Below are 12,490 nucleotides of genomic sequence, written 5' to 3'. Positions count from 1 at the left end.
GGGCCGGGCCGCGGTACGGCCCGGCGGGCTGAAGCGCATGTCCGGATGTGACAGGGAATCGTCATTGCGGCCATCGGGCGGCGGCCGGGAGGATGGCCGCATGCCTACCGCACACCGCGTCGTCATCGCGGTCTTCCCCGATGTCGATCTCCTCGACGTGACCGGCCCCGCCGAGGTCTTCTCGCTGGCCAACCGGGAGACGCGGGGCCGCGCGGGGTACGAGGTGTGCCTCGCCGGGCCGGTCGCCGGGCCGGTGCGCACGTCGGCGGGCGTGCGGCTGCTCACCGACGTGTCCTTCGACGAGATCCGTGGGCGGGTGGACACCCTGCTGGTGCCCGGCGCGGTCGACATGACCGACGACGGCCCGCTCGCCCGTATCGACGGCGAGGTCGTCCAGTGGCTGAGGGAGACCGCCCCGCGCGCCGGGCGGGTGGCGTCGGTGTGTGTCGGCGCCCATCTGCTGGCCGCGGCCGGGCTCCTCGACGGCAGGACGGCGACCACCCACTGGTCGACCGCCGCGCAGCTCGCCGCCGACCACCCGGACGTCACGGTCGACCCGGACCCGATCTTCGTGCGCGCCGACCGCGGCCGGCTGTGGACCGGCGCCGGAATCAGCGCCTGCCTCGATCTCGCGCTCGCGCTGGTCGCCGAGGACCAGGGAGAGGACATCGCCCTGGCGGTGGCCCGGCAGCTGGTGATGTTCCTCAAGCGGCAGGGCGGGCAGAGCCAGTTCTCGGTGCCGCTCAGCCGGCCCGCGTCCGAACGCCGTGACATCGACGCGCTGCGGCTGTGGATCGCCGAGCACCTCGACGACGATCTGTCGGCGGCGGCGCTCGCGGCCCGGATGTGCCTCAGCGAACGGCACTTCGCCCGCGTGTTCAAACAGGAGACGGGCACCAGCCCGGCCGAGTACGTCGAGGCCGCCAGGGTCGAGGCGGCCCGCCGCCTCCTGGAGACCACGGACCACTCCCTGGAGCAGGTCGCCGCGGCCGCCGGGCTCGGTTCGGTGGAGACCCTTCACCGCGCCTTCCGGCGGCAGCTCGCCATCACTCCCGCCGCCTACCGCCGTCGCTTCCGCGTCGGCACCGACTGACCCTCATTTCCCATGAAAGGCACCCCGATGACCACGAATACGCACCCGAACCACGTCTCCACCACCCTGCGTGACGTGATCGGCCTGGACAACCAGCCGCCCCGGCTGAGCGATTCCGCCCTGATAATGATCGACTTCCAGAACACCTACCGCACCGGAGTCATGGCCCTGGAAGGCGCCGAGGCGGCGCTCGCGGCGGGGGCACGCCTGCTGGTGCGTGCCAGGGCCGCGGGCATCCCGGTGGTCCACGTCATCAACGACGGTGGTGAGAACACTCCTTACGACATCCGCGCGCACATCGGCGCCCTCAGCGACGAGGTCGCCCCGGTGGACGGCGAGCCGGTCGTGGTCAAGCAGTTCCCCAACTCCTTCCACGCCACCGAGCTGGAGAAGACGCTGACCGGCCTGGGCGTCGCCCCGGGCGGCGGCAAGGACCTGGTGCTCGCCGGTTTCATGACGCACATGTGCGTCAACTACACCGCGCAGGGCGCCTTCAACCTCGGCTACCGGCCCACCGTCGTCGCCGAGGCCACCGCCACCCGCGCCCTCACCGCCCCGGACGGTACGGTCCTGTCGGCCGCCGCGCTCCATACGGCGGCCCTGACGGCCGTCACCGACCTGTTCGGCACCGTCGTACCGACCGTCGACGCCTTGTCCTGATCACTCGGTCCTGATCACCTGTCCTGATCACCGCGCGTTCCGCTCGGTCTCGCGGCGGCGCAGTTCCCGCAGTGCGATGGTGCGCTTGTGCACCTCGTCGGGGCCGTCCGCGAGGCGCAGAGTGCGCAGGTGGGCGTACATGCTCGCGAGCGGGAAGTCGTCGCAGACACCGGCGCCGCCGTGGACCTGGATCGCCCGGTCGACGACCTTCAGCGCCACCTCGGGGGCGGCGACCTTGATGGCGGCGATCTCCGTGCGGGCCTGCTTGTTGCCGACGGTGTCCATGAGGTGGGCCGCCTTGAGGGTCAGCAGGCGCGCCATGTCGATCTCGATGCGGGCCTCGGCGATCCAGTCCTGGATGTTGGCCCGCTCGGACAGGGGTGCGCCGAACGTCGTACGGGACTGCGCGCGGTCGATCAGCAGGTCCAGGGCGCGCTCGGCCATGCCGATGGAGCGCATGCAGTGGTGGATGCGGCCGGGGCCGAGCCGCGCCTGACTGATCATGAAGCCGTCGCCCTCGCCCGCGAGCAGGGCGGTGTGCGGGACGCGTACGTCCTCGAAGAGAACTTCCGCGTGGCCCTCGCGGTCCTGGTAGCCGAAGACGGGCAGGTTGCGCAGGAGCGTGACGCCGGGGGTATCGAGCGGGACGACCATCATGCTCTGCTGCCGGTGGCTCGGCCCGTCGGGATCGGTCTTGCCCATGACGATGAGGACCCGGCAGTTCTTGTGCAGGGCGTTGGACGTCCACCACTTGCGGCCGTTGAGGACGTAGTCGTCGCCGTCGCGCACCATCCGCATCTCGATGTTGCGGGCGTCAGAGCTGGCGACGGCGGGTTCGGTCATGGCGAACGCGGAGGCGATCTCACCGGCGAGCAGCGGCTTCAGCCACTTCTCCTTGTGCTCCTCGGTGCCGAAGAGCGTGAGGACTTCCATGTTGCCGGTGTCCGGCGCGTTGCAGTTGGTGGCCTCGGGGGCGAGGTGCGCGCTGCGGCCCATGGTCTCGGCGAGCATCGCGTACTCCAGGTTGGTCAGGCCCGGGCCCCACCGCGGGTCGGGGTGGAAGAGGTTCCACAGGCCCTGCTTCCTCGCCTCGGCCTTCAGTTCCTCGAGGACCGGCGGGTGGAAGTGCGGGTCGCCCGACTCCCTCATCTGTGCCTCGTACACCGCCTCCGCGGGGTAGACGTGCTCGTCCATGAAGGAGAGCAGCCTCTCCTGGTACTCCTTGGCCCTGTCGCTGACGTCGAACAAGAGTCCTCCCCTGGTCGCACCCTGGTCCGGTCACCGTATTTGAATCCGGATTCAGGTTCAAGAGTGGGCCGATACCCCGAACGCGCCCTTGGCCCGTGGGAGTCGGCGGCGGCTGGTAGCATCCGCTGCCACGGATACGTACGGCGAATGGATCGCAGTGGCTGCCCAGGCCCCGGCCGCGGACGGCGGCCAGAAGCAACCGATCACGCCACGCAGCGCGCGCGGTGTCAGGACACGTAACGCGCTGATCGCCGCCGCCCGCGAGGTCTTCGAACGCGACGGGTATCTGGACGCCCGGATCACCGACATCTCCAAGGCCGCGCAGGTCGCGTCCGGGTCGTTCTACACGTACTTCAACAGCAAGGAAGAGATCTTCCAGGCGCTCGTCGAGCAGGTGCAGGAGGAGATGCTCCACCCGCATCTGCGCGAGCGCACCGGCATCACCGACACGCGCCGGCTCATCGACGCGTCGAACCGCGAGTACTTGCGCGCGTACAAGAAGAACGCACGCCTGATGGCGCTGTTCGAGCAAGTGGCCCAGATCGACGAGCAGTTCATGGCGCTGCGCATCGAGCGCGGGAACGCCTTCGCGCGGCGCAACGCCAAGCTGATCCGTACGCTCCAGGAGAACGGCGAGGCCGACAAGAGCCTGGACCCGCTGGTGACCGCGCACGCCCTGTCCGTGATGGTGAGCCGCATGGCCTACATGGTCTTCGTGCTCGGCCAGCGCATCCCGTACGAGCGGCTGGTCACGACGCTCAACACGATCTGGGAGAACGGTCTGCGGCTCACGGACCCCGAGCGTCCTGAGGGCACGACCGAAGGGGCCTGACCGAAGGGGCCTAGGGCCTGTCTGACAATTCCCGGCGTCGCCCGGAGGGCGGCCTCGCGGCGTCAGGTGCGTGCTCTCGGCGTGCCGGGCGTAGGGCCTCGTACTGGACGTACTTGGCTCTGCGCCCGGTGCGGCGAGAGTGCGTGCATGGCGTCGCGAGGCAGGCGGGAATTGTCAGACAGGCCCTAGGCCGCCGTGGTCAGCTCACCGCCGCGCACCGCTGCGGCCTCGGCCTCCTGCACGGCGGGCGTCTCACGGTCCCTGATGAGGAGGACGGCGAGGGCGGCGGCGGCCAGGACCCCCGCGGCACCGGCCCAGAAGCTGGCGGACATCGCCTCGGTGAAGGCCTCGCGGGCCGCCGCGGCGAGCGCGCTGTCGCCGGTGGAGGCGGCGAGGGTGAGCGCCTCGGAGACGGAGTGGCCCGCTCCGGCGGGGGCGGAGTCGGGCATCGACCCGGTGTAGGTGCGGGAGAGGACCGTGCCGAGTACGGCGACGCCGAGGGCGGCCCCGGCCTGCTGGACGGTGTCGTTGAGGGCGGAGCCGACCCCGGCGTGCTCGGCGGGCACCGCGCTCATCAGGGCGGAGGTCGCGGCCGGCATCGCCAGACCGCCGCCGACGCCGATCAGGACCATGGCCGCGGCGAGCATCCAGAACTCGGCGTCGGAGGGCAGCGAGGCGAGCGCCCCGAACCCGGCGGCGATGACGGCGAGGCCGACGGCGGTCATGGGCCGGTTGCCGATCTTGTTGCCGAGGGTGGCGCCGACGCCGTTGAAGAGGAGCGTGGCGACGGCCATCGGGGCGAAGGCGAGGCCGGTCTCGGCGGGCGAGTAGCCGAGCACGAACTGGAGGTACTGGGTCAGCACCAGCATGAGCCCGCCGTTGGCGAAGGTCAGCAGGACGAGGGAGAAGCTGGCGCCGCTGAAGACGCGGTCGCGGAAGAGGCCGAGCGGCACCATCGGCGAGTCGCAGCGGACCTCCCAGATGCCGAAGGCGGCCAGGGCGATGACGGCGACGCCGAGGGAGACCTGCGTACTCATGTCGCCGAGCCCGGCCTTGGCGGACTCGATGATCGTCCACACCAGCGCGGTCATGCCGACCATCGAGAGGACCATGCCGAGCGGGTCGGCCTTGCGGGCGGGGCCCTTGGACTCGGGCATCAGGACGAGGGCGGCGACGATGGCGAGCAGGGCGATCGGGACGTTCATCAGAAAGACGGCGCCCCACCAGAAGTGGGCGATCAGCACACCGCCGAGGACGGGCCCGCCGACCAGGCCGACCACGGCCACCGCGCTCCAGGCGCTGATCGCCTTGCGCCGCTCCTCGTCGTCGAAGACGGTGATCAGGATCGACAGCGTGCTCGGCATCACCAAGGCGCCGCCAATACCCATCAACACCCGCCCGGCGATGAGCTGTTCGGGGTTCTGCGCGACGGTGGCGAGCAGGGACGCGACCCCGAAGAGGGTGAGCCCCACGATCATCACCCGCCGCCGCCCGTACCGGTCGGAGAGGCTTCCCGCGGTGAGCAGCAGGCCCGCGAAGACCAGGATGTACGACTCGATGATCCACTGGATGTCCTGGGCGTCCGCGCCCAGATCGTCGGCGATCGGCGGGACCGAGACGGTCAGGAGCATGTTGTCGACGACCAGGACCAGCGTGCTCAGGCAGAGCACGATCAGGATGAGCCAGCGGCGCGGATGACGGCGCTCTTCCATCGTGGGACCCCTCAAGACATAGGCGGCACACTCGCTGCGTACGGCGTGCTCTCGTTGCGAACACTGTACGCAGAGCGCACACCGTACGCGAGATGCGAACGTCATACGCACGTCTGCGGCGCCCCGCGCCGAACCCCCGCCCCGACCACCTGGGCTCACCCACGGGCTGGGCTACGAACGAGCGATCCCCTTCCGCCCACCGGCCCACCGGCCGAGCCGCGCGAGGCCGCACGGGCGAAGCTCCAGAGGACAGACGCTCTCGAACTCCCTACGCAGGTGGAGGCCCCCATGCCCATGCCCTTCAGCAAACGCCGGACCCTCGCCGCGGCGGCACTCGCGGCGGTCACCCTCATGCTCGGCGCCACCACGGCGACGGCGGACCCCACGCCCAACGCCGACGTGGGCACCGACACGGGCGCCCACGCCAAGGGAACGGCCATCGCCTCCCCGGGCACCGGCACGGGCAACCTCGTCCAGGCCCCGGTGCACGCCCACGTCAACATCTGCGGCAACAGCATCGCGGCCGTCGGCGCACTGAACCCCACGCAGGCCAACACCTGCGAACCGAACTGACCCGAGCCCCGGCCCGCGCCCTTGGGCCGCCTACCGGGTGAGGCGATAACGCAGCAGCCGCGACTCGGCGTCCGAGGGCGAGACCCCGAGCGCCCGCCCGAGCACCTCGCCCGAGAGGTCGTCGGCCTCGGCGTAGGCGGCGGCGCTGCCGGCGATCCGCTTGGTCGTGCTCTCCAGCGCGGCCACGGCCTTGAGGGCGGCGAGCGGCGCGTCCTCGGCAAGGCGCGTCAGCTGCGCGTCGAGCTGCTCCAGGAGCGCGGCCACCGCGGCGGGCAGCGGGACGGTGCGGACCTCCACATCGGCGATGTGCCGGTGCCAGTCGCCGAGGGGCTCGGCCGAGGGGAACGCGTCGGTGAAGATGTCGACGTCCTCCCACGAGATGACGTACTCCCCATCCCCTCGCCACCCACAAGAACAGGCGGCGCGCGCCCGCGCGGCCCGCGGCCGGTTCAGACTGCCGCTGTAGGCCCACCACTCACGGGTCTTGTGAAAGGCGGACCCGCTCCCGGGATCCAGATACGCGGGCTCCGGCTCGCCCCCATCCTCGAGAACGGCCCCGACATACCCCTCGTGCGCGGCCCCGAACTGCTCCACGGTCCACATGGACGCCTCCTCGCGACGGTACGGAATCCCACCATGCCGAACTCCGCACCACGCGCGGACGAGAACCCCCAACCACTGGACAAAAGTCCGGAGGCTCCTAGGCCATACCGAGCTCCACAGTGGGTCAGCCCTTCTCGCCCTTCTCGCCCATGGCGGCACGCAGCCACTCCAGGGGAGACTGCGCGAGCAGTTCATCGGCCAACCGCTGCCCCGACTCCGTGACGATGCGTGCTCGGCTGTTGTCGATCCATCGCTGAGCGCTGGCGTACCCCTGGGCCCTGTACTCAAGGCCCTGAAGCATGCACTCCAGCTTGTCGGCGTCCCGTGCGCAGGTGGCCTCGGGTGATTCCTTGGCCTCGTACTCTGCGACCAGGGCGCGCACGGCGGTGCGCAGGACCTCGGGCATGCCAGCCGTCTGGTCAGCGGTCACCGCCTCGGGGTTTCCGGGCGCCGCGTACTTCTTACCCAGGTGATTGACGTCGCCTGTGCGCGTCTCCTGGGAGTCGTGCCACACCGCCATATGCGCGGCGCGAGCAGCGTCGACGCCCTCCAGCGTGGCGATGACCGAGGCGATCACGGACGTGCGCCATGCGTGCTCGGCCACGCTCTCCGGGTCTCGGACTCCCGCCATCCACCAACCGGTTCGGCGCGCGGTCTTCAGTGTGCCTGCCTCCCACAGGAAGTGGGCCACCTCTGTGAGGTCCTGGTCAGCCACGGTGTCCCCTTTCACGCCTCGGCGAGGCGGATTGCGTACCGAATGCCCTCCAGCTCCCGCCTGGCCTGAGCGGAGAGCTCCAGGTCATCCAACATCACGGGGAGTTGGGTGCGTAGGGCCGTGCCCGCCGGGGAGGGCACGCGGAGCAAGTTGGGGCGCGCGGCCAGCAGGGCCCACAGGGTGTGGACGTTGAGATCAAAGAATCCGTGCTTGGGGGTGAGGCCGCGCACGAGGTGATCCAGCAAGCGATGGCCGTGCCAGGCGCCTGGGGCGAGCGAGGCGATGAAATCGTCCGACAGCTGGATGTGGGGTGTCTCGCCGAGCCAGTACGCCCAGTAGTTGAGGTTCGCGGCCTCGGCTGCGTCGTCGACACCAAGTGTGCGCGTGATGAAGTGCGCCATTCGGTCTCGGTCGCCCCGTCGAGCTGCGACAGCGGCGACCGAACGAGAGTTGAGCCAGCGAGTGAGCCAGTCATCAGGGCGGACGAGCGTCTGCTGTTGGGCCAGCCAGTCAGACGTGCCGCTCTCCTCGTCAAACCCTGCCAGATACAGGGCCTGACGCCGCAGCAGGAAGCTGCCGCCGCCCCGGGCCTGTTCCGCTGTCTCCCGCATCCGTGTGAAGAACCGTGCGCGGTCGGCGGCGGGGAGGCCGGGTGCCGTGGGCACAGGGCCGCGTCGCGTTCGCGGCGGTGCGGGGAGGTTCCTGACCGGCGTCGGAGCCACATTGGTCAGGGGCCAGGTCAGAACTTCGACGAGGTCGCGCTGCAAGACCCAGGCGCCGAGCGGGCTGGCTTCGGTGGGCGCGTCCTCGTCGAGGGCGCTGGCGAGGAGGGCGTCGGCTTCCATGGCTCGCTCCAGTGCGGCCAGGAGTTCGGGGCTGGTTCCCATGTGCATCAGACGGTGGCGGTGGACAAGCATCTGCCCGACCGGCACTGAGGTGAGCGGGCGGCGGCCCGCCTCCCATCCGGAGATGGTGTCCGGCGAGACGCCGAAGGCCTCGGCGAAGCCGTCCTGGGTGTGCCCCAGCTGCTCGCGGATCACACGGAAGACGTACCCCGAGATGATGCCCGCTCGGGTGCGGTCAGGCGTTCCCTGACCGCCAGTCAGGGTTGACCGCGCATGGTGCTCCATGTCGCCCCCTAGCCCCCATTTGGCAGGCCTCTTACCAGTACCTACGGTCACTTCTGGCGACGATCACCGCTACCTACTGTCAAGGGGTGATGACCGGCAACTCAGCGTAGTAGGAGTGGTGCCGCCGTGAACCCCGTACAACGAACCGCCGCCCCACACGACGGAAGAACGTTTCAAGGCAAGGACGCGCAGAAGGCAGACCAAGCGGTCGCGGACTGGCTCGCACGTTCTCAGCGGGCGCCCGTGCATGCCTGGCACGAGTGGGCGGACCGTGGCGTCGCGCTAATGCCGCTCGGCCAGCGGTTCGAGGCGGCCCGCCTCCCCGAACGGCTAGTGCTCGCGGCAATGTGCACGACCGACCCGCAGCAGCTCACCACGCTCCTCGGCCGGGCCCTCAACGGCCCCGTCATCTACGACAACCTGGCCATGGGCGGCACGTACTACGCCCTTATGCAACCCCGCGCCGACCGCGCGTGGGCACACCAGGCTGTCGCGCCGTGCCTCGGCGCGGGTAGCTACCTCGGCGTACCGAGGATCGGCCGCACAGGGCCACCCGGCACGTACTGGGTGGTGCCCCCGCGGTTCGAGGGCGACCTGTGCGAGCCCGAAACCGTGGCAGCTCTCATCACGTACGGGCTCAGCGTCGGCAAAGGGGTAAAGCAGTGACTCCACAGGCGAGGGCCCCGCAGATGAGCCCGGTGGAGATCCGTCAGGCTGTCGCGAAGCACACCTTCGACTGCGCCAAGTGCAAGGCCATGGACTGCATCTGCTCCAAGGGCTGCTGCCTGCGCCGGACCCTGGGAGCTGGCGAGCAGTCACCCGAGCGACGAGTGAAGGCGGCCGGGGATGAGTGAGGGCATCCGCTTCTGCTGGGGCTGTGACGAGCCGATCACCAAGGAGCATCCGGGCACTTCCGCCGTGAAGGTGTCCATCTCGGCGGGCGGCGCCGTCGTTTGGATCCACACCGACAGGTGCCCAGTGCCGCGCCCGCTCGTACGCCGCTACCCCCAATTGGCCCCCGGCCGGGGCAGCCCCCGAAACCAGCCGAAAGCCCAGCTGGAGGCGGCTCCGAGCTGGGCTTTCTCTGTAGACCGTGTGGGACTCGAACCCACAACCAATGGATTAAAAGTCCACTGCTCTGCCAATTGAGCTAACGGTCCTCGGTGGTGCTCCCCCGAGCATAGCGGGACACGGGCCGCCTTCCGATCGGGTATCGCCCTGGAAGCGTCGCGGAAGAAAGGCAGTGGCCCCCACCCGAGTGCGGATGGGGGCCACTGTCAGTGTCAGCGCGGCTCAGTGCCGTCAGCCGTTGCGCTTCCAGCGCGGCTTGTCGTCACGGCGTCCGAAGGTGCCCGTGCCGGTGCCGGAGCGGTCGTCGCGGCGGTTGAACGACGGGCGCTCGTGGCCGCCGGAGCGGAAGCCGCCCGAGGGACGGTCGTCGCGGCGGTCGCGGTTGAACGGGCGGTCGCTGCCGCGGTGGCCGCCGGAGGGGCGGTCGTCGCGGCGGAAACCGGAACCGGAGCCCGAGGCACCGCGGTCATCACGGCGGTCACGGTTGAAGCCGCCCGAGGGACGGTCGTCACGGCGGAAACCGGAGCCGGAGCCACCGCCACGGTTGTCGTCGCGACGGTCGCGGTTGAAGCCACCCGAGGGGCGGTCATCACGACGGAAACCGGTACCGGAGCCACCGCCACGGTTGTCGTCACGGCGGTCGCGGTTGAAGCCACCCGACGGACGGTCATCGCGGCGGAAGCCGGAACCGGAGCCGCCACGGTCGTCACGACGCTCGAAAGAACGGCCGCCACGGTCGTTGCCACGGTCACGGTTGAACCCGCCGCCACCCTCGCGACGGTCGCCGCCACGGAAGCCGGAACCGGAGCCACCGCGGTCGTCACGACGCTCGAAGGAACGGCCGCCACCACGGTTGTCGTCACGGTTGAAGCCGCCACGGTCGCCACGGTCGCCGCGACGGTCACGCTCGTAGTTGCCGCGCTCGTCACGCTGCGGACGACGGTTCTCGTACGAGGAAGAACGCTCCTCGCGAACCGGACGCTCGGTGCGCTCGACACGCTCGGCGACAGGCTGCTCCGGAACCGACACGGCGGCCTCGACGACGGCCTCGGCAGCGGCGGCCGCCTCGGCGATCGCGGTCTCCGGGTCCTCGCCGCGCTCGCGGGCGGCACGCGCGGTGAGGCGGTCGGCCTCCTCGCGCAGCTCGGCGGCGCGGCGGGTGGCGCGCTCCAGCTCCTTGGTCAGCTCCTTGACCTCGCGCTCGGCCTGGGTCGCGGCGTTGCCCGCGGAGTCGGCCTGGACCTCGGTCATGGAACGGGCGCCGGTGATCTCGGCGACCTCCGGGTCGAAGGTGCCGCCGCCGTTGATGATGTGGCGCGTGGCGTCGACGCCCGCGTCCTCCATCAGACGGAAGATCTGACGGCGCTGGTGCGGCAGGGAGAGGGAGACGACCGTGCCGGAACGGCCCGCGCGAGCGGTACGACCCGAGCGGTGCAGGTAGTCCTTGTGGTCGCCGGCCGGGTCCACGTTCAGGACCAGGTCGATGCCGTCGACGTGGATGCCGCGCGCGGCGACGTCGGTGGCGACGAGGGCGTTGACGTAGCCCTTCTTGAAGTCCTCGAGGACGCGGGTGCGGGCACCCTGCGTCATGCCGCCGTGCAGCGCGTCGGCCTTCACGCCCGAGTCGCAGAGCTGCTCGGCGATGCGGTCGGCGCCCAGCTGGGTGCGGACGAAGATGATCGTGCGGCCCTTGCGCGCGGCGATGGCGGCCGTGACCGGCGCCTTGTCGCGGGGCTTCACGATGAGGATGTGGTGCGTCATGGTCGTGACGTTGCCCTGGGCGCTGTCGACCTCGTGCGTCACCGGGTTGGTCAGGTAGCGCTTGACCAGCGTGGAGATCTCGTTCTCCATCGTGGCCGAGAACAGCATGCGCTGGCCGCCGGACGGGACCTGGTCGAGCAGCTCGGTGACCTCGGGCAGGAAGCCCAGGTCGGACATCTGGTCGGCCTCGTCGAGCACCGCGATCTGGGTGTTCTCCAGCGAGCAGGCGCCGCGGCTGATGATGTCGCGCAGACGGCCCGGGGTGGCGACGAGGATGTCGACGCCGCGCTCCAGGGCGTAGATCTGGTTGCCCATGGACGTACCGCCGCAGACAACCTTCATCTTCAGGCCGAGTACGTCGCCGTAGGGCTGGAGGGCGTCCGCGACCTGCATCGCGAGCTCACGGGTCGGGGTGAGGATGACGCCGCGGGGCTTCTTCTTCTCGGTGCGGCCCTCGGAGGCCAGCGTGGCCAGCATCGGGAGGCCGAAGGAGAGGGTCTTGCCGGAGCCGGTACGGCCACGGCCCAGGATGTCCTTGCCGGCCAGGGCGTCCGGGATGGTCGCGGCCTGGATCGGGAAGGGCGTGGTCACGCCGTTCTGCGCGAGCTTGCGGACGATGCCCTCGGGCAGACCGAGGTCCGCGAAGGTCATCTCGGGCTCGGCGTCGGCGTCGGCCTCGGCCTCAGAGGCGTTGTCGGCGTCGGCGTCGGTGTCGGCGTCGGGGGTGACCTCGGCGACGTCCTTGGACTCGGACTCGGACTCGACGATGTCGATGGTCTCCACGACCTCGACGGTCTCGACGACCTCGGCGGCCTCGGCGGCCTCAGCGGCAACCGTTACGGCCTCGGCGGCCTCAAGAGCCTCGACGGCCTCGTTCTCGGGCAGGACGGCGTGGTCAGAACTAATAATGGACATGCGAAATGCGAAACCTTCCGGAGTCTCGGCACGCGCCCGTCAACTCCGTGATTTCGCAATGGACCGCCTCGATGCGGTCAGCCACGGCAAGGGAGAGTACGCGCCACGCGGCGCTCTTCTGTGTCGGCGCCGGGCAAATGAGTATCAAACGATCTACCACCATACGCACCCCCCACC

Annotated in this window: 12 protein-coding genes and 1 tRNA gene; 6 read left to right on the top strand and 7 right to left on the bottom strand. The window is 70.2% G+C overall.

What is annotated here, in order from left to right; translation table 11 throughout:
* Positions 1-100 precede the first annotated feature (100 nt).
* Entirely contained in the window at positions 101-1,093 is a 993-nt protein-coding gene (locus GKQ77_RS17525; protein WP_219689716.1) for a GlxA family transcriptional regulator, read from the top strand.
* A 27-nt stretch (positions 1,094-1,120) separates the two neighbouring features.
* Positions 1,121-1,753 carry a cysteine hydrolase family protein gene (locus GKQ77_RS17520; RefSeq protein WP_219689715.1) on the top strand — a complete coding sequence of 211 codons (633 nt, stop codon included), beginning with the start codon at positions 1,121-1,123 and terminating at the stop codon, positions 1,751-1,753.
* A 27-nt stretch (positions 1,754-1,780) separates the two neighbouring features.
* Here GKQ77_RS17520 and GKQ77_RS17515 read toward each other — a convergent pair whose 3' ends face one another.
* On the bottom strand, positions 1,781-3,001 hold the full coding sequence (locus tag GKQ77_RS17515; RefSeq protein WP_258021469.1) for an acyl-CoA dehydrogenase family protein: 1,221 nt from the start codon (positions 2,999-3,001) through the stop codon (positions 1,781-1,783).
* A gap of 157 nt (positions 3,002-3,158) precedes the next feature.
* Here GKQ77_RS17515 and GKQ77_RS17510 point away from each other — a divergent pair, with 157 nt between their 5' ends.
* Positions 3,159-3,833, top strand: a complete 675-nt coding sequence (locus GKQ77_RS17510; protein ID WP_308117697.1) for a TetR/AcrR family transcriptional regulator — start codon at positions 3,159-3,161, stop codon at positions 3,831-3,833.
* Positions 3,834-4,018: 185 nt separating this feature from the next.
* On the opposite strand, the gene GKQ77_RS17505 is transcribed toward GKQ77_RS17510, so the two are convergent.
* A complete protein-coding gene (locus tag GKQ77_RS17505) occupies positions 4,019-5,545 on the bottom strand; it encodes an MFS transporter (protein ID WP_219689714.1) in 1,527 nt (508 codons plus the stop codon).
* Between the two features lie 288 nt (positions 5,546-5,833).
* Between GKQ77_RS17505 and GKQ77_RS17500 the strand changes: the two genes are divergently transcribed.
* Positions 5,834-6,118, top strand: coding sequence for a chaplin (locus tag GKQ77_RS17500; RefSeq protein WP_308117696.1), 285 nt, complete (start codon positions 5,834-5,836; stop codon positions 6,116-6,118).
* Positions 6,119-6,148: 30 nt separating this feature from the next.
* Here the strand turns inward: GKQ77_RS17500 and GKQ77_RS17495 are convergent, their stop codons facing one another.
* The 3 genes from GKQ77_RS17495 to GKQ77_RS17485 all read right to left on the bottom strand — a co-directional run bounded on the left by GKQ77_RS17495 (position 6,149) and on the right by GKQ77_RS17485 (position 8,566).
* Positions 6,149-6,721, bottom strand: coding sequence for a hypothetical protein (locus tag GKQ77_RS17495; RefSeq protein ID WP_219689713.1), 573 nt, complete (start codon positions 6,719-6,721; stop codon positions 6,149-6,151).
* A gap of 124 nt (positions 6,722-6,845) precedes the next feature.
* Positions 6,846-7,436, bottom strand: coding sequence for an HD domain-containing protein (locus tag GKQ77_RS17490; RefSeq protein WP_219689712.1), 591 nt, complete (start codon positions 7,434-7,436; stop codon positions 6,846-6,848).
* Positions 7,437-7,447: 11 nt separating this feature from the next.
* On the bottom strand, positions 7,448-8,566 hold the full coding sequence (locus GKQ77_RS17485; RefSeq protein ID WP_219689711.1) for a helix-turn-helix domain-containing protein: 1,119 nt from the start codon (positions 8,564-8,566) through the stop codon (positions 7,448-7,450).
* A 243-nt stretch (positions 8,567-8,809) separates the two neighbouring features.
* Between GKQ77_RS17485 and GKQ77_RS17480 the strand changes: the two genes are divergently transcribed.
* A complete protein-coding gene (locus GKQ77_RS17480) occupies positions 8,810-9,232 on the top strand; it encodes a hypothetical protein (RefSeq protein ID WP_219689710.1) in 423 nt (140 codons plus the stop codon).
* Positions 9,229-9,420, top strand: a complete 192-nt coding sequence (locus tag GKQ77_RS17475) for a hypothetical protein (protein ID WP_219689709.1) — start codon at positions 9,229-9,231, stop codon at positions 9,418-9,420. The genes GKQ77_RS17480 and GKQ77_RS17475 overlap by 4 nt, the downstream gene beginning before the upstream one ends.
* 233 nt (positions 9,421-9,653) lie before the next feature.
* Here GKQ77_RS17475 and GKQ77_RS17470 read toward each other — a convergent pair.
* Both GKQ77_RS17470 and GKQ77_RS17465 read right to left on the bottom strand, forming a co-directional pair.
* A tRNA-Lys gene (locus tag GKQ77_RS17470) sits at positions 9,654-9,726 on the bottom strand.
* Positions 9,727-9,868: 142 nt separating this feature from the next.
* On the bottom strand, positions 9,869-12,313 hold the full coding sequence (locus GKQ77_RS17465; protein WP_219689708.1) for a DEAD/DEAH box helicase: 2,445 nt from the start codon (positions 12,311-12,313) through the stop codon (positions 9,869-9,871).
* Positions 12,314-12,490: the final 177 nt, after the last annotated feature.

The organism is Streptomyces anatolicus (genome assembly GCF_019400875.1).
Taxonomy (GTDB): Bacteria; Actinomycetota; Actinomycetes; order Streptomycetales; family Streptomycetaceae; genus Streptomyces; species Streptomyces anatolicus.
The sequence above is the reverse complement of the archived record's forward strand: the minus strand, read 5'-3'. Positions and strand labels throughout refer to the sequence as shown.

What these genes read in the sequence shown, in the direction of transcription:
- GKQ77_RS17525 (WP_219689716.1), top strand. Translation starts at nt 101, where the DNA reads ATGCCTACCGCACACCGCGTCGTCATCGCGGTCTTCCCCGATGTCGAT.
- GKQ77_RS17520 (WP_219689715.1), top strand. Translation starts at nt 1,121, where the DNA reads ATGACCACGAATACGCACCCGAACCACGTCTCCACCACCCTGCGTGAC.
- GKQ77_RS17505 (WP_219689714.1), bottom strand. Translation starts at nt 5,545, where the DNA reads ATGGAAGAGCGCCGTCATCCGCGCCGCTGGCTCATCCTGATCGTGCTC.
- GKQ77_RS17500 (WP_308117696.1), top strand. Translation starts at nt 5,834, where the DNA reads ATGCCCATGCCCTTCAGCAAACGCCGGACCCTCGCCGCGGCGGCACTC.
- GKQ77_RS17495 (WP_219689713.1), bottom strand. Translation starts at nt 6,721, where the DNA reads ATGTGGACCGTGGAGCAGTTCGGGGCCGCGCACGAGGGGTATGTCGGG.
- GKQ77_RS17485 (WP_219689711.1), bottom strand. Translation starts at nt 8,566, where the DNA reads ATGGAGCACCATGCGCGGTCAACCCTGACTGGCGGTCAGGGAACGCCT.
- GKQ77_RS17465 (WP_219689708.1), bottom strand. Translation starts at nt 12,313, where the DNA reads ATGTCCATTATTAGTTCTGACCACGCCGTCCTGCCCGAGAACGAGGCC.